This window comes from Microtetraspora niveoalba, assembly GCF_001570405.1.
In the GTDB taxonomy this organism is placed as follows: Bacteria; Actinomycetota; Actinomycetes; order Streptosporangiales; family Streptosporangiaceae; genus Microtetraspora; species Microtetraspora niveoalba.
This window is the reverse complement of the sequence record NZ_BBYM01000019.1, coordinates 172,338-193,514: the sequence shown is the minus strand read 5'-3', so window position 1 is coordinate 193,514 and position 21,177 is coordinate 172,338. Positions and strand designations below refer to the sequence as shown.

18 protein-coding genes are annotated in these 21,177 nt (G+C 71.9%); 6 read left to right on the top strand and 12 right to left on the bottom strand.

From position 1 onward, the window contains the following. Positions 1 to 30 precede the first annotated feature (30 nt). The 6 genes from AWQ70_RS20245 to AWQ70_RS20220 form a co-directional block, all read right to left on the bottom strand. Positions 31 to 720, bottom strand: coding sequence for an ABC transporter ATP-binding protein (locus AWQ70_RS20245; protein WP_067178542.1), 690 nt, complete (start codon positions 718 to 720; stop codon positions 31 to 33). Beyond that, the gene (locus tag AWQ70_RS20240; protein ID WP_174552404.1) at positions 717 to 1,637 is read right to left on the bottom strand and encodes an ABC transporter ATP-binding protein; all 921 of its coding nucleotides are present in this window, start codon (positions 1,635 to 1,637) and stop codon (positions 717 to 719) included. The genes AWQ70_RS20245 and AWQ70_RS20240 overlap by 4 nt, the downstream gene beginning before the upstream one ends. Beyond that, on the bottom strand, positions 1,621 to 4,131 hold the full coding sequence (locus AWQ70_RS20235; RefSeq protein ID WP_067178305.1) for an FtsX-like permease family protein: 2,511 nt from the start codon (positions 4,129 to 4,131) through the stop codon (positions 1,621 to 1,623). Before AWQ70_RS20235 ends, AWQ70_RS20240 begins: the two co-directional genes overlap by 17 nt. Further along, a complete protein-coding gene (locus tag AWQ70_RS20230) occupies positions 4,128 to 6,749 on the bottom strand; it encodes an ABC transporter permease (protein ID WP_169808710.1) in 2,622 nt (873 codons plus the stop codon). Before AWQ70_RS20230 ends, AWQ70_RS20235 begins: the two co-directional genes overlap by 4 nt. A gap of 446 nt (positions 6,750 to 7,195) precedes the next feature. Further along, positions 7,196 to 7,468 carry a 30S ribosomal protein S20 gene (gene rpsT, locus AWQ70_RS20225; RefSeq protein WP_067178300.1) on the bottom strand — a complete coding sequence of 91 codons (273 nt, stop codon included), beginning with the start codon at positions 7,466 to 7,468 and terminating at the stop codon, positions 7,196 to 7,198. 159 nt (positions 7,469 to 7,627) lie between these two features. Further along, positions 7,628 to 8,620: a glycoside hydrolase family 18 protein gene (locus AWQ70_RS20220; protein WP_067178298.1), complete on the bottom strand. Its 993-nt coding sequence runs from the start codon at positions 8,618 to 8,620 to the stop codon at positions 7,628 to 7,630. Positions 8,621 to 8,742: 122 nt separating this feature from the next. Here AWQ70_RS20220 and lepA point away from each other — a divergent pair, with 122 nt between their 5' ends. After that, the gene (gene lepA / locus AWQ70_RS20215) at positions 8,743 to 10,569 is read left to right on the top strand and encodes a translation elongation factor 4 (RefSeq protein WP_067178296.1); all 1,827 of its coding nucleotides are present in this window, start codon (positions 8,743 to 8,745) and stop codon (positions 10,567 to 10,569) included. 240 nt (positions 10,570 to 10,809) lie between these two features. Then, entirely contained in the window at positions 10,810 to 11,109 is a 300-nt protein-coding gene (locus AWQ70_RS20210; protein ID WP_067178293.1) for a hypothetical protein, read from the top strand. Positions 11,110 to 11,284: 175 nt separating this feature from the next. Here the strand turns inward: AWQ70_RS20210 and AWQ70_RS20205 are convergent, their stop codons facing one another. Continuing rightward, positions 11,285 to 12,649, bottom strand: coding sequence for a glycoside hydrolase family 18 protein (locus AWQ70_RS20205; protein WP_084517468.1), 1,365 nt, complete (start codon positions 12,647 to 12,649; stop codon positions 11,285 to 11,287). 380 nt (positions 12,650 to 13,029) lie between these two features. Between AWQ70_RS20205 and hemW the strand changes: the two genes are divergently transcribed. Then, positions 13,030 to 14,247: a radical SAM family heme chaperone HemW gene (gene hemW, locus AWQ70_RS20200; protein WP_067178291.1), complete on the top strand. Its 1,218-nt coding sequence runs from the start codon at positions 13,030 to 13,032 to the stop codon at positions 14,245 to 14,247. A gap of 66 nt (positions 14,248 to 14,313) precedes the next feature. Here the strand turns inward: hemW and AWQ70_RS42050 are convergent, their stop codons facing one another. The 3 genes from AWQ70_RS42050 to AWQ70_RS20185 all read right to left on the bottom strand — a co-directional run bounded on the left by AWQ70_RS42050 (position 14,314) and on the right by AWQ70_RS20185 (position 16,742). Then, positions 14,314 to 15,054 (bottom strand): DUF4870 domain-containing protein, encoded by a 741-nt coding sequence (locus AWQ70_RS42050; RefSeq protein WP_157530201.1) that lies wholly within the window; start codon positions 15,052 to 15,054, stop codon positions 14,314 to 14,316. Positions 15,055 to 15,164: 110 nt separating this feature from the next. Continuing rightward, a complete protein-coding gene (locus AWQ70_RS20190; RefSeq protein WP_067178289.1) occupies positions 15,165 to 15,980 on the bottom strand; it encodes a DUF3097 domain-containing protein in 816 nt (271 codons plus the stop codon). 72 nt (positions 15,981 to 16,052) lie between these two features. Further along, positions 16,053 to 16,742 carry a hypothetical protein gene (locus tag AWQ70_RS20185; RefSeq protein ID WP_067178286.1) on the bottom strand — a complete coding sequence of 230 codons (690 nt, stop codon included), beginning with the start codon at positions 16,740 to 16,742 and terminating at the stop codon, positions 16,053 to 16,055. Positions 16,743 to 16,903: 161 nt separating this feature from the next. Between AWQ70_RS20185 and hrcA the strand changes: the two genes are divergently transcribed. The 3 genes from hrcA to AWQ70_RS20170 are packed head-to-tail and all read left to right on the top strand — an operon-like array spanning position 16,904 to position 19,822. Beyond that, the gene (hrcA, locus tag AWQ70_RS20180) at positions 16,904 to 17,917 is read left to right on the top strand and encodes a heat-inducible transcriptional repressor HrcA (protein ID WP_067178285.1); all 1,014 of its coding nucleotides are present in this window, start codon (positions 16,904 to 16,906) and stop codon (positions 17,915 to 17,917) included. After that, complete coding sequence (gene dnaJ / locus AWQ70_RS20175; protein WP_067178283.1) at positions 17,918 to 19,051, top strand: molecular chaperone DnaJ; 1,134 nt, start codon at positions 17,918 to 17,920, stop codon at positions 19,049 to 19,051. Positions 19,052 to 19,078: 27 nt separating this feature from the next. Beyond that, a complete protein-coding gene (locus AWQ70_RS20170; protein ID WP_067178280.1) occupies positions 19,079 to 19,822 on the top strand; it encodes a 16S rRNA (uracil(1498)-N(3))-methyltransferase in 744 nt (247 codons plus the stop codon). An 18-nt stretch (positions 19,823 to 19,840) separates the two neighbouring features. On the opposite strand, the gene AWQ70_RS20165 is transcribed toward AWQ70_RS20170, so the two are convergent. Both AWQ70_RS20165 and AWQ70_RS20160 read right to left on the bottom strand, forming a co-directional pair. Further along, complete coding sequence (locus tag AWQ70_RS20165; RefSeq protein ID WP_067178277.1) at positions 19,841 to 20,536, bottom strand: hypothetical protein; 696 nt, start codon at positions 20,534 to 20,536, stop codon at positions 19,841 to 19,843. Further along, positions 20,533 to 21,012, bottom strand: a complete 480-nt coding sequence (locus tag AWQ70_RS20160; protein ID WP_061257740.1) for a SigE family RNA polymerase sigma factor — start codon at positions 21,010 to 21,012, stop codon at positions 20,533 to 20,535. Before AWQ70_RS20160 ends, AWQ70_RS20165 begins: the two co-directional genes overlap by 4 nt. Positions 21,013 to 21,177 lie beyond the last annotated feature (165 nt).

Genomic DNA, 21,177 nt, shown 5'->3' with positions numbered 1-21,177 from the left:
CCGGTGTCACGGTCGCCGGGCGGGGGCGGCTCAGGCGGCGGCTTCCTGCAGGATGGCGCCGTCGCGCAGCTCCAGCACGCGGTCGGCGAGCGTGATCAGCTTGGGATCGTGGGTGGCGACCAGCGCCGTCACCCCTTCGCTGCGGACGAGCGTCTGGATGAGCTGCATGATCTGGAGCGCGGTGTGCGAGTCGAGCTGCCCGGTCGGCTCGTCCGCGATGAGCAGGCGCGGCCGGTTCGCCAGCGACCGGGCGATGGCCACCCGCTGCTGCTGCCCGCCGGACAACTCGTACGGCCGCTGGTTCATGTGATCCCCGAGCCCGACCAGGGTGAGCAGCACCCTGACCCGCTCGTCCCGCTCGGCGACCGCGGCGCGGGCCAGGCGGAGCGGCACCCCGACGTTCTCGGCCGCGGACAACACCGGGATCAGCCCGAACGTCTGGAACACGAACCCGATCACGTCCCGGCGCAGCTCCAGCAGGGCGGCCTCGGGCAGCTCGGTCACGGGCCGCCCGGCGACCTCGACCCGGCCCTCGTCCGGCCGGTCCAGGCCGCCGACCATGTTGAGCAACGTCGTCTTGCCCGACCCGGACCGGCCGCGGATCGCGACCAGTTCGCCCGGGTACGCCTCGAACGACACCCCGCGCAGGGCCTCGACCCCCTTGGGGTACACCTTGCGCACACCCTCGACGACGACCAGCGGCTGTGTCGGATCCGTCATGACTGCTCGTCTCCCTGGTTGGCGGGCCACACCCCGATGTGGTCGCGTTCGAGCTCCAGCCGCACCCGGCGTTCCATGTCCAGCGCGGTCATGAAGTCGCGCGGGAGCTGCAGCCGGCCGGCCCGGTCGAGCACGGCGTACTCCTCGGCGATCAGGCCGCCGTCCTCGGACGTGCGGCGCAGCGTCTCGCTGGAGGTGCGGCCGTCCCGGATGCCGATCGTACGGTCCACCTGGTCGGCGACCATGGGGTCGTGCGTCACGATGACGGTGGTGACGCCGAGCTCCCGGTTGGCCCGGCGCAGCGCGCCGAACACCTCCTCGGAGGTGTCGCTGTCGAGCTCGCCGGTCGGCTCGTCCGCGAGGATCACCTCGGGCGAGTTGGCCAGCGCCACCGCGATGGCGACGCGCTGCTGCTGGCCGCCCGACATCTCGCCGGGACGCCGTCCGGAGCAGTCGGCCACGCCGAGCAGGTCGAGCAGCTCGGCCGCCCGCACTCGGTCCGCCTTCCCGGCGGCCAGCCGCATCGGCAGCAGCACGTTCTCCTGCGCGGTGAGATAGGGCAGCAGGTTGCGGGCCGTCTGCTGCCAGATGAACCCGACGACGAAGCGGCGGAACCGCAGCCGGTCCTTGGCGGTCATCGACAGCAGGTCCATGCCGGCGACCCGGGCGAGCCCGGCGGTCGGCACGTCGAGCCCGGACAGCACGTTGAGCAGCGTCGACTTGCCCGACCCGGACGCGCCGACGATGGCGATCAGCTCGCCCTTGTCGATCAGCAGGTCGAGTCCCTGCAGGGCGACCACCTCGACGCCCTCGGTCTTGTAGATGCGGACGAGGTTGTCGCACAGGATGTGGGCGGCCGCGCCGAACGCGGGCTTCGCCGCTCCGGCCCGCGCCTCCAGATCAGCGAGACTTTGCACGGCTGCCTCCAAGGTAGACGCCCGCCAGGGCGACGACGGCCACGCCGCCGGCCAGCAGGGCGGGCATGACCGGGTCGATCGGATAGTCGCCGAACCGCAGCCCGGCGTACGCGGACAGGTCGATGCCCTTCCCGAGCAGCGTGGGCAGGCCGAGCCCGAGCGCGAGCCCGGCGAGAACGGCGAGAACGAGCACCGGGCCGACTTCGAGCACCGTCATGCCCTTCGCCTGGCGGCGGGTCAGGCCGATCGCGTGCAGCAGGGTCAGGGCGCGGGACCGCTCCGCCGCCCCCGACACCAGCATGATCGCCACCGCCGCCAGCGCGTACGCGGCCAGGGCCAGCGTGACGACGCGCAGCCCGGTCATCAGGCTGGACGTGAGCGGCACCGAGGTGATCTCCGTGAGCGTGCCGTCCACGGTGCGGATCACCGTGCCGGCCGGCATGGCCGCCTTGACGGCCTCGGCGTCGCCGCTGATCAGCAGGGTGTTCGTGTGCTGCGGCAGGGCGGGGAGGACGATGAGCCCCAGGCCGGTGGTGTCCACCCCCGGCAGCGACGCGATCTTCCCCTTGGGCTGTACGGCCAGCCGCTCGGGCCAGGTGACGTCGAAGCTCGCCATCGCGGCCATGTCGGACGACACGAGGGCCCCGCTCGCGGGCGCCGCGGGGATGTCCAGCGGGCTGCCCGCCACCAGCTTCCGGTAGGCGTTCAGGTCGACCGCCACGACGGCGGTGTCACGGCCCTGCCACCCCACCTCGGCGTGGGTCCGGCCGACCGCGGCGGGCACGACCTGGTCCACCCCGGGCGTCTTCCTGATCCGCTCGACGAGGTCCGCCGGGATGCCCTCCGACCGCTCGACCCGGACCTCGGCGCCGACCCGCTGCCAGGCGGCCAGACGCTGCGCCGTGGCGAGGCCGTCGGCGGTCACCGCGCCGTACGCGCAGATCGCGAGCGCGGGCAGCAACGTCAGCACCGGCAGGGTCGCGCCGGTCGCGGCCCGCGCCGCCATGGCCAGCCCCAGGTACGGCGCGGCGTCCCGGCGGCGGGCGGCGAGGCGCAGCAGCAGCCGGAGCGGGAACGGGTAGACGCGCAGCGCGACCAGCGCGGCGGCCACCGTGAGCAGCGCGGGCACCGCCATCATGAACGGGTCGTCGCCGAGGCCGCGGCTGCGCAGGAGCTGGACGCCTCCGGCCCCGAGCAGGACGACCAGGACCTCCAGGGCGATCCGCCGGGGGGACGGCCGGCGCGCCACCACGTCGTCCCTGCGCTCGTTGAGGGGCTGCCGGTGGGTGTGCGCCGTCGCCCCGCACGCGTACGCGATGGCGGCGGCGGCCAGCGCCACGGGGCCGAGCAGCAGGATCGGCAGGGACGGCCCGGGCACCAGCAGGGAGAGCGCGGCGCCGACCAGGGCCGCGGGCGCGACGGCGAGCGCGACGACCCCGCCGCCCACGGTCGTGACCTTCGGCAATGCCGCGCCGCGCGCCCGCATCAGCGAGAGGCTGCCGTGCATCCGCGCGCCGAGGAGCCGTACGGTGAGGGCGATCGTGCCGAGGCAGGCCACGGCGAACCCGCCGAGGAGGACCACCATCAGCGCGCGTGTGGTGGCGAGCCGGTCGAGGAACTCCGTGAGAATCCGGTCGAGCCCGGTGAAGAGGGTGCTGCCCCCTCCTTGGACGGGGATTCCCGTGGTGACGGAGACGGTCTGCGGGCCGGACGTCACCATGCGGTCCGCCTCGGCCACCGCGTCGAGCACGTCCCGCGCGTTGCGGGCGGTGACGGCCGCCGGGTTCACCTGGAACGTCCAGCTATAGAGCACCCGGAGGGCCCCGCTCGCCAGCGCGTCTCCGTTGGCCAGGCCGAAGATCTGCAGGTCGTCCTCGTCGGCGAGCGGCGGACGGGTCTTGACGACCTCCGTCCTCCCGTTCTGGTAGGTGCTCCAGTACGGGTCCTCAGGGGCCAGCGGCTCCCAGATGCCGGTGACGACGGCCTGGTAGCCCTCGAACGAGATCGTGTCGCCGAGCTTGATCCCGAACTCGGCGGCGGGCTTGGCCGGGAGGGAGATCTCGAGCCGCTTGGGCCCGTCACCCGGCCCGGGGGCCTCGCCCGCGACGTACCTGATCCGGGAGGCCATGTCGTTGGCCCAGCCGAGGAGCAGGTAGCGGTGCCGCCCGATCTGCATCTTGTGCTCTATGACGTGGCCGAACCTGGGGACGCCGTCCAGGACGCCGCGTATGGTCGGCGGCATCGAGGACCGCCAGGACTCGTTCGCCCGCGCAATCTCATCGATGCTCTTCGGCGGGGTGAAGCTGTAGGAGCCGTTCAAGTTGACGGTCAGCGCGGTCGTCAGCGGAGGCGAGGTGCGCAGCGTGGTTGCCGCGCTCTCGTCCAGGGACGTCTCCAGGGCCCGGGGGAGCCCGGCCAGCAGCAGCGACCCGGCCAGCGTGAGCAGCGCGAGCAGGGCCGCCGTGCCTCTGTGGGCCGCGAGCAGCCGGATCATCGGTCCTCCCCCGAACGCAGCACGCCGCCCGGCCCGCGCCGGTGCAGCGAGCGGGCCAGCCCGTACACGACCACCACGAGCACCGCCGCGACCGCGAGGCCGAGCGCGGCGATGCCCGGCCACGGGATGTCCAGCATCACCGACGGCGTCACCGCCGTCGCCTGCCCGGTCAGCACGATGGACGGCACCACCGCCATGGCCACGATCACCGCGAGCAGCACTCCGGCGACCAGCGACAGCGCGATGACGAACGACTGCTCGACGGCGAGCAGGCCGAGCATCTGCCGGAAACCGACGCCGAGCGCCCCGAGCAGCGCGAACTCCGACCGCCGCTCCCTCGCGGACACGGCCGCGTTCACCAGGAAGCCCAGCACGGCGAACGCGAGCGCGGCGACGAACCCGAGAAGCAGCGCCCCCCGCAGGCCGCCCGCCAGCGGGTCGTCCCTGAGCTGCCGGGTCAGGGCGCCGATCTCGATCACGTCCGTGTCCCGCTTCGCCAGGGCCGCCGCCGCGGCAGAGGTGTCGTCGCCGGAGACGGCCAGCCACCACTCCGTCGCCGCGGCCGGGACCTTGCCCGCCGTACGCAGCGCGGACAGGTCGGCGAGGACCGCCGAGGAACCCGCGGGCGTGCCCGGCATGGCCCGTACGGTGCCCACCACCTCGATCGGGACGGGCGACGTGCCGACGGTCAGCGTGCGCTCCTTGGCCAGGTCGTCGGTGACCACGACCGGCAGCGCCGGGCCGTTCGGGACGAGACGGGCGGCCAGCGTGGCGAGCGGCAGGTCGGACAGATCCGGACGCATCAGCATGACCTCGGGCAGCTTGGCCGCGTCCGCCGCGACGAGGTCGACGTCGCCGCCTCCCATGGCCGCCCGCACCCGGTGGACCGGCATGATCGAGGTGACCCCGGGCAGCGACGCGTAGCCGTCCGCCGTGTCGCCCTGCGCGGCGGTCACCCGCAGGTCGGCACCGGAGAGATGCCTGGCCTGGTCGTCCTGCGACTGCCGCCAGGTGGCCGTGGTGGCGAGGGACAGCGCGCCGATCGCGACGGCCATGGTCAGCAGCAGCGCCGGGCCCGAATAGCGGGCGGACCGCCTGCTCACCTGCCGCACTCCGACGGCGGCGGCGAACCCGGGCCGCCGCGCCGTCACCCGCTCCAGGAGCCGGGAGATGAGGGGGACCAGCCGCAGGCCCAGCAGGCCGCCGCACAGCAGCGCGAGCGCCGGCCCCGTCACGATGAGCGGGTCGATGCCCAGATCGCCGCTCGTCGTCTCGGTCACCGGCGCGCCGTAACGCTGGAGCTGCCAGATCGCCAGCGCCGCCACCACGAGCAGCGCGAGGTCGGCACCGGCCCGCTGGATCAGGCCCTGCCGCTCGCCGCGCCCGCGCGCCCCCTGCTCCTCGACGTACGTCCTGCGGGCGCCGCGGACGGCGGGAAGCGCGAGGAGCACGGCGCAGGCGAGCGCCACGCCGACCGCGACGGCGAAGGTGGCAACGCCGGGCGCCTGCCACAGCGGCGTCCCGGACCCGCCGATGAGCGCGAGCAGGAGCGGCGCCAGGTACGGCGCGGCGATCGCGCAGGGCAGCGCGACCAGCAGCGCCTCGCCGCCCGCGAGGGCGGCCAGGCGGACCGATCCCGCGCCGCGCGAGCGCAGCAGCGCGATCTCCATCCTGCGGTGGTCGGTCAGCAGCCGGGCGGTCAGGGTCAGCGCGTACGCGGCGAGCACCAGGAGCTGGAGCACCGGGATCAGCATCGTCGAGCGGGCGACGAGCGCGGCCCGGTCGAGCTGGGTGAGCATTCCGGGGAGCCCGGTGGAGACCGTGCATCCCGTGCATCCGCCCTTGAGCGCGCCCGCGATGCCGGTGACCGACGCGGCCAGGGGACGCAGGTCCTCACGGGTCAGACCGCCCAGGTCGGGCACGGCCATCCAGCTCGCCGAGACGCCGGTGGCGAACCGGCCGAGGAACGTCTTCGCGGGGACCACGAGCGGCCCGTACGTCGTGTAGTCGCCGACCTGGGTCCCGTCGCGGAGCAGTTCGTCACCCGCCCACCGGTCGCGGTCCGAGGCGCGCAGCCGGAAGACGCCGGTGACCTCGACCTTGACCGTGCGGCCGTCCAGCCGTCCGACGACCTCGAAGGCGCCGCCCGCCGCGACCCGCATGGCCTCGGCGGCGGGCTCCGAGAGGGCGGCCTTCACCGTGGCGCCGTCACCCGTGCCCGTGCTCGCGGCGCTCTCGGACGGCCACGCGCCGGCGACCAGGTCGGCGTGCTCCTGGAGGTCGTCGTACGTGGCGAACCGGGTCAGGTCGGGCCGCTCGCGCCCCTCCTGGCCGGGCATCGCGTACGAGTCGGACTTGGCGCCGCTCACCACGCGGTGGGGGACCGAGGCGTACCCGCGGTCGATCTCGTCGCGGACCATCGTGTCGATGCGGGCGTAGTCGTTCGCCCGGACCGAGGAGGTGACGGTGGTGGAGGTGACGGTGAGCGACGCGGTCTCCACCGCCTGCCGCACGCCCCGATCGGTGACCGAGGCGGCGTACGTCATGAGTGCGACCAGTGTGGTCGTGGCCAGAAGAATGGATCCGAACGCCGCCGCCAGGAGGAGCGGCTCGCTCAACGCGCGCCGGAATACCAGCGGTGCCCGCCCCCGCATGTGCCGTCCTCGTGTTCGCCCGATTGACCTCTCGATCGCCTCACCATAAGACGCTTGACGATCGGTCAGGTAGTTAGGTGACGGAGTCGATGCGGGGCGGCGACCCGGACGTGATATCGAAACCGTGACATTTTCTGACTTGATCGGGATTGAATTCCCGGCACGGTCCCTGTAATCGAATCCGCTAAATCACAATAAAGCCGGTGTCCAGCGTCGGCGAAACCGCGGCCGCTCCGCGGATCGCGCGCCGGGGAACCGCTCGGCAGGCGGGATCCCGGGAAAAGCGGGGACCTGGGGGACAGCCCGGAAACAGGCCGAAAACGGGAGGAGAACGCCGAAACGCCGCACCCCCGGGGGGATGCGGCGTGGCGTACCTCCGCGGCCCGCGCCGAGGCGGGCGACAGCGGGGACTACTTGGCGGCCTGCAGGGCGGCGGCGCGCTTGGCGATCGCCGACTTGCGGTTGGCGGCCTGGTTCTTGTGGATGACGCCCTTGCTGACGGCCTTGTCGAGCTGACGGCTCGCGGAGCGCAGGGCGGCCAGGGTCGCCTCGACGTCGCCCTGGTCGGCGACCTCGCGGAACTTGCGGACCGCCGTCTTCAGGGAGGACTTGACGGCCTTGTTGCGCACCCGGGCCTTCTCGTTCTGCCGGTTGCGCTTGATCTGGGACTTGATGTTCGCCACGAAGAAAGCCTCGGTGTGAGTCTTGGTCGGATGGGGCGCGCGGGCTCGAGAGAGGGCGCGCCACACGCAGTTGAACAGGGTACCAACAGCCCGCGATGTCGCTCAAATCGAGCGAACGGGTGGTCACCTGCGTCGCAATCCTAACCCGGACGGACGCCGTCAGGGGTGCGGCCTGACCCAGGAATCCTCGTACTCCCGCCAGTCGTCCTCCGTCGCCGCGAAGTCGACGTACATCGCGAGGCCCACGTTGGCGCGGCGGCCGCGGCCGGTCAGGGCCAGGCGGGCGCCCTCCGCCGCCGTCGCCACGCTCTCCGCGTGGTCCCCGACGTGGTCGTGGTACGCCGGGGCCCCGATGAGCAGGGTCTTGTCCTCGGGTACGAGGTCCAACGCGATGTCCGCCTGCCGTACGACGTGGCCGCCGTAGAGCGAGGGGAGGAAGGTCCAGGAGTCGTACGTCATGATCGCGACCTGGTCGGTGAGGCCGGTCACCTCGCGGAAGTAGCCGCGGCTCCAGTACTTCTCGTGGCCGATGACGAGCCGGGCGGGGAGGGCGGCGCCGGGCAGCGGCTCGATCTGCTGGGTGGCGACGGACAAGGGGCGCGAGCCGATGACCCGCCGGGTCTCGCGGAGCACGTCCAGGAAGTCGGGGTCGCCGTCGGGCACCGGTTCGAAGTCGTAATGGATGCCGTCGTAGCCGAGATCGACGAGGGCCTTGGCGCCGGCGACGACGCGTTTCCTGGTCGCGGGGTCGCTCAGGTCGAGAAATCCCGGATCGAGGCGCTGCCCCAGCCACGCGGACACCCGCACCCCGGGAAGCCGCTCCTTCCACCATTTCAAAAAATTTTTGGCATTGGGATATTTGTCGGGGGGAAGTGTGCCGTCGTACGAGTAGGGGCCGCTGTGCACGTACACGTCCCTGACGGAGCCCAGCCGTGCGGCGAGGGCGTCGACGTCGGCGGCTGTGCGGCGGCCGTCGACCCACGCGTGTCCCATCCACAGCGCGTCGTGGCCCGTGCTCCTCGCCCAGGCGGCCGGGGAGCCGGTGAACTGGAGGCGCAACGCCGCGAGCGCGATCAGTCCGGCGGCGAGCAGCACGGCCAGGACGATCGCGCTCCACCTGATCACCCGCTTGGTGATGGTCAAGGCAAGCATCCGGACATGCCACCATGGAGGTTGGCTGGTTCGCCAGCCGACGACGGGAGAGAGGGCCGCTCCGGAGACGGCACGGCCCGATCCGTCGCTCGCAGTCACAAACCCTGTTGAAACGGACCTCGGTGCGCACTCAGCCTGGCCAGACCGACCCCGCGTTGATCCGCAACTTCTGCATCATCGCGCATATCGACCATGGCAAGTCAACTCTCGCCGACCGGATGCTGCAGCTCACCGGTGTGGTCGACGACCGCTCCATGCGCGCGCAGTACCTCGACCGCATGGACATCGAGCGAGAGCGCGGCATCACGATCAAGTCGCAGGCCGTGCGGCTCCCGTGGAACGGCCACGTGCTCAACATGATCGACACGCCCGGTCACGTGGACTTCTCCTACGAGGTGTCCCGCTCGCTCGAGGCGTGCGAGGGTGCGATCCTGCTCGTCGACGCGGCCCAGGGCATCGAGGCCCAGACGCTGGCCAACCTCTATCTGGCCATGAGCGCCGACCTGCACATCATCCCGGTCCTCAACAAGATCGACCTGCCCGCGGCCCAGCCCGAGAAGTACGCCGAGGAGCTGGCCGGGCTCATCGGGTGCGACCCGTCCGACGTGCTGCGCGTCTCCGGCAAGACCGGCGTCGGCGTCACGGAGCTGCTCGACCACGTGGTCGCGACCATCCCCGCGCCCGTCGGCGACGCGGACGCGCCCGCCCGCGCGCTGATCTTCGACTCGGTCTACGACACCTACCGGGGCGTCGTCACGTACGTCCGGGTCGTGGACGGGCAGCTCTCCAAGCGCGAGCGGCTGCTCATGATGTCCACCGGCGCGCAGCACGAGCTCCTGGAGATCGGCGTCATCTCGCCCGAGCCCATGCCGTCCGCCGGACTCGGCGTCGGCGAGGTGGGCTACCTCATCACCGGCGTGAAGGACGTCCGCCAGTCGCGGGTCGGCGACACGGTCACCAGCGCGTCCCGGTCGGCGCAGGACCCGCTCGGCGGGTACGAGCACCCCAAGCCCATGGTCTACTCCGGGCTCTATCCGATCGACGGCGACGACTACCCCGAGCTGCGCGAGGCCCTCGACAAGCTGCGGCTCAACGACGCCGCGCTCGTCTACGAGCCCGAGACCTCGGCCGCGCTCGGCTTCGGCTTCCGCTGCGGCTTCCTCGGCCTGCTCCACATGGAGATCGTGCGGGAGCGGCTGGAGCGCGAGTTCAACCTCTCGCTCATCTCCACCGCGCCCAACGTGATCTACCGGGTGATCATGGAGGACGGCCGCGAGCTGATCGTCACCAACCCGTCCGAGTTCCCCGAAGGCAAGATCGCCGAGATCTACGAGCCGATGGTCAAGGCCACGCTGCTCGCCCCCGCCGAGTTCATCGGCGCCATCATGGAGCTCTGCCAGGGACGGCGCGGCAGCCTCGAGGGCATGGACTACCTGTCGGAGGACCGGGTCGAGATCCGCTACACCCTGCCGCTCGGCGAGATCATCTTCGACTTCTTCGACCAGCTCAAGTCGAAGACGCGCGGCTACGCCTCGCTCGACTACGAGCCCTCCGGCGAGCAGTCCGCCGACCTCGTCAAGGTCGACATCCTCCTGCAGGGCGAGGCCGTCGACGCCTTCAGCGCGATCGTCCACCGCGAGAAGGCGTACGCGTACGGCGTCGAGATGGCCAAGAAGCTCAAGGACCTCATCCCGAGGCAGCAGTTCGAGGTGCCCATCCAGGCGGCCATCGGGGCCCGCGTCATCGCCCGTGAGAACATCCGCGCCATCCGCAAGGACGTCCTCGCCAAGTGCTACGGCGGCGACATCAGCCGTAAGCGCAAGCTGCTGGAGAAGCAGAAGGAAGGCAAGAAGCGGATGAAGATGGTCGGCCGCGTCGAGGTTCCGCAGGAGGCGTTCGTGGCCGCCCTCTCCACCGAGACGTCCTCGGCCGACAAGCCGAAGAAGTGAGCCGCTGACGCTGATGCGGCGTGTTCCGCGCCGCGTCAGCGTTCGGTGGCGGCTTTTCCCGGCCGCGCCGCCCCCCGGGACCCGGCGGCCGATGTGCCGGGCACGTGGGGGCGCTCGCCCGGACGCGCATCGAACGGCGGTTACGCGAGGGGCGGGCCGGCGGAAACCTCGATAGCCCGGAAAATGTCGGTCCTCTGGCATACCTTCGGATCGAACGCCTGTGCGATTCGGAGGTCGGAAATGATCGCAGACGCCCGCGCCGCCGAGCGGTTCATGCGCGCCGCGATGCTCGGCGTGGCCATGGCCGTGGAGACGCAACGGATACTTCGGCTCCATGCCGGAGACTCCCCGCCCGACCGGGACGGCACCGTCGGGGTCGAGATCCCCTTTCCGGACTCGACCGTGATCACGGCGGTGCTCGACGCGGCCGCCGGCTGTTTCCAGCCGCCGGGCGACCCGGCGGAGGATCCCCGGCAGGCGGTTCTCGCTCCGCTGCTCGAACTGGCGACCCTCGCGAAGTCTCCCGGCCCGCCCGCCTGAGCCGGGCCGGCGGGAGAGTCCTGTCCGCGATGCGGTGCGTGTGACGAGGTTCCCTGGGGACGGTGGCGTAGGAGCGGTGTCCCCGAGGTGGTGCGTCCCGGCATCGGATCGTCGCCGGGGGAGAGCGGGGGCCGATGTGAACCCAGGCACACCGGCCCCCGCCGCGCGGGGGCGGTCAGCGCAGCACGGAATAGAGTGCCGAGGTCAGCGACGCCTTGGCGTCGTCCTGATCGAGTGACCACATCATCGAGCCGCCGAGGCCCTTGAGGCGGATGTAGGCCGCCTTCTGTACCAGGACCGCGGGGTCGTCGTACGACCAGAACTCGTTGCCGTCGTAGAGCCACATGGTGCCGGTCAGCAGGTCCCGGTACCGCTTGCCCGGCTTGCCGGCGAGGATCTTGTAGTCCTCGGTGCCCGCGGCGAAGGTACCCGGGGCGGGACCGGTCGCCGGCGCGTACAGCCCGTTGCCGCCGGACCGCACGCCGGTCCAGCCCTGCCCGTACGCCGGGACGCCCACGACGATCTTGCTCTTGGGCGCGCCGCGCGACACGTAGTCCTTGACGGTCTGGTCCACGCTGAACCGCACCGGGTTCGGGTCCTTGCGGTCGGACAGCAGGTTGCCGTTGTGGCCGGTCCTGAGCTCCCAGGAGCCGTGCAGGTCATAGCCCTGGACCGTGGCGAAGTCGAGCAGGCGGAAGACCGGGGCGACCTCGAACCCGGCGTCGATCTTCGCCGCCGCCGCGGGCAGGAAGGCGGTGAGCTCGGAGTGCCGGTCGGCCGCCGTCATCTGCCGCCGGAGCTCTGCCAGGAACAGCGTGAAGTTCTGCTTGTCCTCCGGCCGGATGACGTTCCCGTCGTTCCCGGCGGAGCCGGGCCATTCCCAGTCGAGATCGATGCCGTCGAAGATCCCGGCCGCCGCGCCCTGCGGGAGGTCCGGCAGGTTGCCCTTGAGCCACAGGTCCACGCAGGACGCGGCCAGCTTCGCCCGCGACTCCGGGGTGAGCACCGCGTCGGAGAAGTACGTGGAGCCGGACCATCCGCCGAGCGAGATCAGCACCTTCAGGTTCGGGTGCTTGGCCTTGAGCTTCCTGAGCTGGTTGAGGTTTCCCTTGAGCGCCTGGTCGTCGCCGTCCGCGATCCCGTCCACGCTCTGTTCGGCGGGCACGCCGCGCTGCCAGTCGGCCCACGGGTCCGCCGAGTAACACGTCCCCTCGGCGCCGACGAAGCCGAAGGCGTAGTTGATGTGGGTCAGTTTCGCGGCGGCGCCGCTGGTCTCCAGATCCTTGACGTGGAAGTTCCGGCCGTAGACGCCCCATTGGATGAAGTAGCCGACGCGCTTGTAGCGGTCGTGCCCGCCGGTCCGGCCGCGCGCCGCCTCGGCCTGCGCGCCGCTCCGCGCCGCGTCCGCGGACGCTCCCGCCGTGACCTCTGCCGCCGGTTCGTCGAGTGCTGATCGGGCCTGCGCGGCCTGCGCGGGCGAGGAGGCGGCCGCGGCCGCGATTCCCGTGGCCAGAGCCACGGCGAGAAGGAGTCGACGCACGCTATCCCCTACTCTTAGGAAAGTTTCCTTAAAGTTTGCTGGATCGTAGCTCCGGGGAACGCGGCGGTCAATGCTCGGAACCCGCCCGGATCCGCGCTCCTCGCCCCTCGTGGCCCGGCCGGTACGCGGCCCGAACCTGGGCCCCGAAGCGGACGACCCCGAGCGGCCTCGGTTGTGGAGGGCGGTCAAGGGCACCGCACGACGGCCGGGCCCGGTTCATGCGGCAGCGGGAGCCGGGCCGGGAGGCGGTGGTTGTGGAGGGCGGTCAAGGGCACCGCTCGACGGCCGGGCCCGGTTCATGCGGGACAGGAACCGGGCCGGGAGGCGGTGGTTGTGGAGGACGGTCAAGGGCACCGGGCGGGTACCGGCAGACTGGAGGGGTGCCTTCCGTTCTTCCCGACGGCGACCCGGTTCCCGCGTCCGGCGAGTTGCCCCCCAGCGCTCTCGACGGCCTCGGCTCCCGCCCGTTCGGCTTCTACGTACATGTGCCGTTCTGCCTCACCCGGTGCGGATACTGCGACTTCAACACGTACACGGCGGCCGAGCTCGGGCCGGGTGCCTCCCAGCGGGACTACGCCTCGACGGCGATCGAGGAGGTGCGGCTCGCCCGGCGCGTCCTCGGCGACGCCGCGCCGCCCGTGGAGACCGTGTTCTTCGGCGGGGGGACGCCGACCCTGCTCCCGCCCGAGGACCTGGTCCGCATCCTCGGCGCCGTGGACGAGGAGTTCGGACTGGCGCCCGGAGCCGAGGTCACCACGGAGGCCAATCCCGAGTCCGTCACCCAGCACTCCCTGGAGGTCCTGCGCGACGGCGGGTTCACCCGGGTGAGTTTCGGCATGCAGAGCGCCAGCGAGCACGTCCTCACCGTGCTCGACCGCCGTCACACCCCGGGCCGGGCCGGCACGGCCGTACAGGAGGCCAGGAAGGCCGGGTTCGACCACGTCAACCTGGACCTGATCTATTCGACGCCGGGTGAGACCGACGACGACTGGAGGGCATCGCTCGACGCCGCGCTGGCCGCCGGTCCCGACCACGTCTCGGCGTACTCGCTGATCGTCGAGGAGGGCACCCGCCTGGCGGCCAGGATCCGGCGCGGCGAGCTGCCGATGCCGGACGACGACGTGGCCGCCGACCGCTACCTCATCGCGGAGGAGATGCTCGCCTCCGCCGGGTTCCGCTGGTACGAGGTCTCCAACTGGGCGGTCTCCGACGAGGCGCGGTGCCGCCACAACCTCCTCTACTGGACCGGCGGCGACTGGTGGGGGGTCGGTCCGGGCGCGCACAGCCACGTCGGCGGCACACGCTGGTGGAACGTCAAGCACCCGGCGCCGTACGCCGCGCGTCTCGCGTCGGGCGAGTCGCCCGGCCACGCGCGCGAGGTGCTGACGGCGGACGACCGGGCGGTCGAGCGCCTGATGCTGGAGCTCCGGCTCGCGACCGGGTTCCCGCTCGCCGACGTGCGGCCGTCCGCGCGTCCGGCCTGCGCCAAGGCGCTGGCCGACGGGCTGCTGGAGGTCGAGCCGTTCAAGAGCGGCCGCGCCGTGCTGACGCTGCGCGGCCGGCTCCTCGCGGACGCCCTGATCCGCGACCTGGCCTGACCACGCGACCCGGCCCGAGGGCGGTGACGCCTGATCGGGCGGGAGCCGGTCACCAGGGGGCGGTGATCAGGTGATCATCCGGATGGTCATCGGATAGCGGTAGCTCTCCCCGCGGTTGGCGGCCATCGTGCCCATGATCCCCACCACGAGCGTGTACAGCCAGATGACCGGCAGCAGCAGGAACCCGATGATCCCGACCAGGACGAAGGACAGGATGGTCGAAAGCACGATCACCGTGATGAAGGCGATCGTGTTGGTGATCCAGAAGTTCAGCGCCTCCGCCGCCTGGTCCCGCACGTACGGCGAGCGGTCCTTGCGCGTCATGTAGATCACGAGCGAGCCGACCGAGCCGAGCGGCCAGGCGATGAGGTTCGCCAGGCCGGACAGGTGGGAGAGCATCGCCATGTTGGTGTCGTCGGTGCCGGGCCGGGGGCCGTACTGCCCCGGCACGTGCGGCGCCGCCAGGCCGTAGCCGGGAGTGCCGTGACCACCGGCGCCGTAGCCCTGGGCATACCCCGGCTGCCCGTAGCCGGGCGCGCCCTGATCCGGTCCGTAGCCGGGGGTGCCGTAGCCCGGTGTCCCATAGCCGGGGGCGCTGTGCCCCGAGGTGCCGTACCCCTGTGACCCGTGCCCCTGTGAGCCGTAGCCCTGTGACCCGTAGCCCTGTGACCCGTACCCCTGTGAGCCGTGGCCCGGGGCCCCGTGGCCCGGCCCCGCGTACCCGTGTCCGCCGTAGCCCGGATCCCCCTGACCGGGTGTTCCGTACCCGGCGTCGCCTTCGTACGGTCCCCGTGGATCGCCAGCCATGCGACCTCTCCTTTACGTCGTCTTGACTCAAGATAACGGCCGCGGACGCGGCCGGGTGGATCATGTTTCATGTCCCGCATGACGGCCGCGCCGGTTCTCCCCGGGGCCGGTCAGCCGTCCTCGCAGGGCTCCGTGACGAAGTCGATCAGCTCCTCGACCCGGCCGAGAAGCTCCGGCTCCAGGTCCGTGTACGCCGTCACGCGGCCCAGGATGTGCCGCCAGGCCTCGGAGGGGTCCATCCGCCAGCCGAGCGCCGCGATCACCCCCTCCTTCCACGGGACGCCGCGCGGCACCGCGGGCCACGACGGTATGCCGAGGACGGACGGTTTGACCGCCTGCCAGATGTCCACGTACGGGTGGCCCACGATCAGCACGTCCGAACCGGACACCTGGGAGGCGATGCGGCTCTCCTTGGACCCGGGGACGAGGTGGTCGACCAGCACGCCGAGCCGCCGCCCGGGGCCGGGGGCGAACTCCTCCACGATCGCGGGCAGGTCGTCGACGCCTTCGAGGAACTCGACGACCACTCCCTCGACCCGCAGGTCGTGTCCCCAGATCTTCTCCACGAGGGAGGCGTCGTGGACGCCCTCCACGTAGATGCGGCTCTCCCTGGCCACGCGGGCGCGCAGGCCCTCGACCGCGATCGACCCGGAGGCGCTGCGCCGCGGCCCGCCCGCGTCCTCGGACGGCCGCACGAGGGTCACCGGCCTGCCCTCCAGGAGGAACCCGGCGGGCGCGAGCGGGAAGACCCGCCGCCTGCCGAACCGGTCCTCCAGGGTGACGGCCTCCTTGTCACAGGCCACCACGGCGCCGCAGAAGCGTCCTTCGGCGTCCTCCACCACGAGATCCCGTTCGGCGGGCACCTCGGGGATCTTCCCTCGCCCGGGCCGCCGCCAGTCCCCGGAAAGCACGTCCTGCCCATACATGCCGGGAACGCTAGCAAAATCGGGCATCCGCGGGCCGGAGTCCGCCGGGGCGTCGCCGCCGTCCGCCGATGGTCAGCGCATCGCCCTTCTACGGAAGCCGGAGCGCCGTACCAGCACGACGATCGTGACGACGACGGCGATCAGGAAGCCCACGAGCGGAAGGACGATCATCCCGACCGCGCCGCCGATCACCTTGCCCGCGTTGCCCAGGATCTCCTTGCCGACGCCGAACCTGACGTCCCCGCCCTCGCACGAGACCTGGTACGTGTCCGCGGTGGGGGCGCCGATCTGGAAGACCATCTCCCAGGTGACGTCGCCGAACGTGATGGTCTGCGAGGTGGTCGGCCGGGTGAGCCGGATGTCCATGCCCGGCGCCCCCTCGACCTGGCAGCTCACGTCGGTCGGCTGCTCGGACGAGGCGTAGATCGCGGGCTTGTCCTTCGGATCGAGCCGCACGCTCACGGATTCGCCGCCCGTGAACGTCGTGATCGCGGCGGCGTCCTTGATGGTCGAGGTCAACCCGCCGGCGAACCCGGCGACACCCACGACGATCAGCACGACGAAGAGCAGCCAGGCGAGGACGATCCACAGGATCCTCGGCCGCACCGGGCCCGGCGCCGGTGACGGCGGCATGCCGTACCCGCCCGGAGGGTACGGTGTGCCCTGCGCGTGCCCCGGCCCCTGCGCGTACGGCCCGGCCTGGGCGTACGCCGGTGACGGGGCCCGGGCGTCACCAGGGAGGGAGTTCTGGTTCTCGGTCATGACCGGACCCTAGGGAGCACGACTTGTGAACCGTTTGCGACCGGCTTGTCTACTCGGCCCGATTGGTGTTATCGCACCCTGTGGGCGGTAGCCGTACACTTGGCACTCGGGAACACGGAGTGCCAGATAGCGTGTTTCCCGATGCACAGGGAGGTGACACTTTGCTCGACGAACGCAAGCTGGCCGTGCTCCGCGCCATCGTCGAGGACTACGTGTCCACCAATGAGCCGGTCGGGTCCAAGGCTCTCGCCGACAAGCACAACCTCGGCGTCTCGCCGGCCACGATCCGCAACGACATGGCGGCGCTGGAGGAGCAGGGATACATCCACCAGCCGCACACCAGCGCGGGACGGGTGCCGACGGACAAGGGGTACCGCCTGTTCGTCGACCGCCTCTCGCACATCAAGCCCCTGTCCGCGGCGGAACGCCGGGCGATCGAGACCTTCCTCGCCGGCGCCGTGGACCTGGACGAGATCGTCATGCGGACCGTCCGGCTGCTCGCCCAGCTCACGCGGCAGGTCGCCGTCGTGCAGTACCCCTCGCTGACCCGCTCGACGGTCCGGCACGTGGAGATCGTGCCGGTGGCGGAGCGGCGGGTCATGCTGGTGCTGATCACGAACACCGGCCGGGTCGAGCAGCGGGTGATCGAGCTGCCCGATCCGGTGGCGGACGACCGCATCGCCCACCTGCGCGCCGTGCTGAACTCCTGCCTGGACGGCTGCGGCCTGTCCGACGTGCCGGAGACGGTGGCGGAGCTTCCCGACAGGCTGCCGATCGAGGATCGGCCGGTGGCGGCGACCATCCTGTCGGTGCTGCTGGAGACCCTGGTCGAGCGGCACGAAGAAAAGATCGTTTTCGCCGGTGCCGCCAACCTCGCGGCCGCCGACTTCAGCGTGGGCCTGCGCGCGGTGCTGGAGGCGCTGGAGGAGCAGGTCGTGCTGATGCGGCTGCTCGGCGAGACCGGCGACCTGCCGGGGCTGACCGTCAGGATCGGCTCCGAGAACCCGTACACCGGACTTCGCGGCACCTCGATCGTGGCCGCGGGATACGGTGCGGGCGACAAGGAACTGGCCCGGCTCGGAGTGCTGGGCCCGACGCGAATGGACTATCCGGTGACGATGGGTGCGGTGCGCGCGGTGGCGCGCTACGTCGGGCAGATCCTGGCGGGGTCGTAAGTGGCCAAGGACTATTACGCGACCCTCGGGGTCCGGCGGGACGCCAGCCAGGAAGAGATCAAGAAGGCCTATCGCCGCCTTGCCCGTGAGCTGCACCCGGACGTCAATCCTGACCCGGAGACGCAGGAGCGGTTCAAGGACATCACACAGGCCTACGAGGTCCTGTCCGACACCAACAAGCGCCAGATGTACGACCTCGGAGCCGATCCGTTCAGCTCCGGAGCGGGTGCCGGGGCCGGCGGGTTCGGCGCCGGGTTCCCGTTCAGCGACATCATGGACGCCTTCTTCGGCAGCGCCGGAGGCGCCCGCGGGCCGCGTTCCCGGGCCAGGCGCGGCCGCAACGCGACGATCCGGGTCGAGCTCGACCTGGCGGAGACCGCGTTCGGCACCACCCGCGAGATCGTGGTCGACACCGCGGTGTTGTGCGACGTGTGCCAGGGCTCCGGCGCCGCCGCGGGCACCCACCCCGACACCTGCGACATGTGCCACGGCCGGGGAGAGGTCTCGCAGGTCACCCGCTCGTTCCTCGGCCAGGTGATGACCTCGCGGCCGTGCCCCCAGTGCGGCGGCTACGGCAGCGTCATCCGCAACCCCTGTCTGGAGTGCTCGGGCGAGGGCCGGGTCCGCACCCGCCGTACGATCAAGGTCCGCATCCCGGCGGGCGTCGAGGACGGCACGCACATCCAGCTCGCCGGCGAGGGCGAGGTCGGCCCCGGCGGTGGCCCGCCCGGAGACCTCTTCCTGGAGATCGCCGAGCGTCCGCACCCGATCTTCGAGCGGCGCGGCGACGACCTGCACTGCACGGTCCAGATCCCGATGACCGCGGCGGCGCTGGGCACCATCCTCACGATCGAGACCCTGGACGGCGCGGAGGAGATCGACGTGCGCCCCGCCACCCAGGCCGGCCAGGTCATCCCTCTGTACGGCAGGGGCGTCCAGCGGCTCAACGAGACCGGCAGGGGCGACCTGCTCATCCACGTGAACGTCGAGACGCCCGCCAAGCTCGACGCGCAGCAGGAGGAGCTCCTGCGCGAGCTGGCCAAGCTGCGCGGCGAGGAGCGGCCGCCCGGGAAGTTCTCCCCCGGGCAGCAGGGGTTCTTCTCGCGCCTGAGAGACGCGTTCAACGGCCGCTGACGCCGTGCCCGCGCGACTGGTGACGTCATGAGCGTTCCCGTGTTCCTCGCCGACCTGTCCGGCGCGTCGTCCGGCGGTCAGGGCGACCGCATCCTGCTCGACGGCCCCGAGGGCCGGCACGCCGCCGCCGTCCGCAGGCTCCGCCCCGGAGAGCGGCTCGACCTGACGGACGGCGCCGGCCGGGTCGCCGAGTGCGTGGTCCGCGACGTCGCCAAGGACACGCTCACCGCCGAGGTGCTCCGGCGGTACGACGTGGAGGCGGCCCGCCCGCGCCTGATCGTGGTCCAGGGGCTGCCCAAGGGCGACAGGGGAGAGCTCGCGGTCGAGATGATGACCGAGGCCGGCGTGGACGTGATCGTCCCGTGGGCGGCGTCCCGCTGCGTCACACAGTGGAAGGGCGACCGGGCCGGCAAGGCGCTCGCTCGCTGGCGGAGCACCGCTCGCGAGGCGGGCAAGCAGGCCCGCCGCTTCCACCTCCCCGAGGTGACCGAGCAGGTGACCACCGCCCGGGCCGCCGAGCTGCTCGCCGGAGCCGCGCTCGGGGTCGTGCTCCACGAGGAGGCCGCCCGGCCGCTGAGCGGCATCCCCCTGCCCGGCGACGGAGACGTCGTCGTGGTCGTGGGGCCCGAGGGCGGCATCACGGACGAGGAGATCGCCGCGTTCCGGGCGGCGGGAGCCGTACCCGCCCTGCTGGGGCCGACGGTGCTGCGCACCTCGACGGCGGGTGTGGCCGCGGCGGCCGTGCTGCTGTCGCGCTGCGGCCGCTGGTGACCGGCCGCGCCCCGGCCGCTACGGCGAGGGCGACTCGGCCGGGGGATCAGGAGTGACCACGTCGCTGGCCGACGGGCTGGCCGCCGGCGTCGGCGTGGTCGACGGGTGGGGCGTCGGCGTCTCGCACTGACCGCGCGAGCACCCGGTCGGCGTACGGCTCGGAGTGGGACCGGAGGACGGGCCGACCGGCGGCGTCGGCGTCGTCGTGGTCGGGCACGCGGGAGAGCCCGAGGCGCTCGGCTCGACGACCTGGGCCGGCGTCTCCGGCGTCGCGCACGGGTCGCTCGGAGAGGGCGACGGCGACGGCTGGGCGACGGTCGGGCTGCTGCGCGGCGTCTCCACCGACGACGCCTCGCCCCGGGACGGCGGGCCGGTGACGGCGGGCGGACCGGTGTGCGTGTTCGGAGGGCGGTTCACCGACGAGGTGTCCGGGGGGAGCCGGGAGTCGTCGCCCGTGTTGGAGACCGTGCTGTGGATCACCTGGGTGCGCAGGTCGGGGACGAGCATCACGACGGTGCCCGCCACCAGCGCCGCCCCGGCCACGGAGGCGCCGACACGCCACCAGAACAGGCCGCGCAGGCCGCGGGCGTTCTTCTCCTCGATGCGGTGCCGGATGATGTCGAGCCCTTCGGGCGAAGGCACGACCGAGTCCGCCTCCGCCCGCATGGCACGGCGCAGGAACTCGCCGTACTCGTCGTCGGTGGGGAAGGTCATGAGAACTGCTCCAGTGCCATCCGTAGGGCGGCCATGCCGCGGGCCGTGTGACTCTTCACCGCGCCCTTGCTGATGCCCATCGCGTGCGCGATCTCGGCCTCGGACAGGTCGCCGTAGTAGCGCAGGACGAGTGCCTCGCGCTGCCGGGTCGGCAGGTGGCGCAGAGCCTCGATGACCGCGGAACGCTCCAGCTCGCCGATGGCGCCGTTCTCGGCGCTCGGCGCGTCCGGGAGCCCCTTCGGAGCGTACTTCTCCACGACGGCGCGATGACGCAACACGGAGCGCGATCGGTTGACGACCGATTGGCGCAGGTAGGCGAGTGCCTTGTCGGTGTCCCGCAGGCGCCTCCAAGCCCCATGGATGGCGACGAAAGCGTCCTGCACGACTTCCTCGGCGCTGGCCACGTCACGGACCAGCAACACGGCGAGACGCACAAGTGACCGATAGTGCGCGCTGTAGAGCGCGGTCACGGCCATGTCGGCGTCCCATCCGACGGGCACCGCCCCCAACGACCTGTCGGCCACGAGGGTCTCGGTGGTCACGTCAGTTGGACGCTCGTCATCCCCGGGGGGTTTACGCTCTTGCGAATCATTAGGGGGCATGACCCAGTTGTGTCCTCGCCCGACACTAGGGGTGTTTTG

Bases quoted from the DNA above. Each gene is read 5' to 3' on its own strand.
- AWQ70_RS20245 (WP_067178542.1), bottom strand. From the start codon at position 720: ATGACGGATCCGACACAGCCGCTGGTCGTCGTCGAGGGTGTGCGCAAG.
- AWQ70_RS20235 (WP_067178305.1), bottom strand. From the start codon at position 4,131: ATGATCCGGCTGCTCGCGGCCCACAGAGGCACGGCGGCCCTGCTCGCG.
- AWQ70_RS20220 (WP_067178298.1), bottom strand. From the start codon at position 8,620: ATGCTTGCCTTGACCATCACCAAGCGGGTGATCAGGTGGAGCGCGATC.
- AWQ70_RS20210 (WP_067178293.1), top strand. From the start codon at position 10,810: ATGATCGCAGACGCCCGCGCCGCCGAGCGGTTCATGCGCGCCGCGATG.
- AWQ70_RS42050 (WP_157530201.1), bottom strand. From the start codon at position 15,054: ATGGCTGGCGATCCACGGGGACCGTACGAAGGCGACGCCGGGTACGGA.
- AWQ70_RS20190 (WP_067178289.1), bottom strand. From the start codon at position 15,980: ATGTATGGGCAGGACGTGCTTTCCGGGGACTGGCGGCGGCCCGGGCGA.
- AWQ70_RS20185 (WP_067178286.1), bottom strand. From the start codon at position 16,742: ATGACCGAGAACCAGAACTCCCTCCCTGGTGACGCCCGGGCCCCGTCA.
- AWQ70_RS20170 (WP_067178280.1), top strand. From the start codon at position 19,079: ATGAGCGTTCCCGTGTTCCTCGCCGACCTGTCCGGCGCGTCGTCCGGC.
- AWQ70_RS20165 (WP_067178277.1), bottom strand. From the start codon at position 20,536: ATGACCTTCCCCACCGACGACGAGTACGGCGAGTTCCTGCGCCGTGCC.
- AWQ70_RS20160 (WP_061257740.1), bottom strand. From the start codon at position 21,012: ATGGCCGTGACCGCGCTCTACAGCGCGCACTATCGGTCACTTGTGCGT.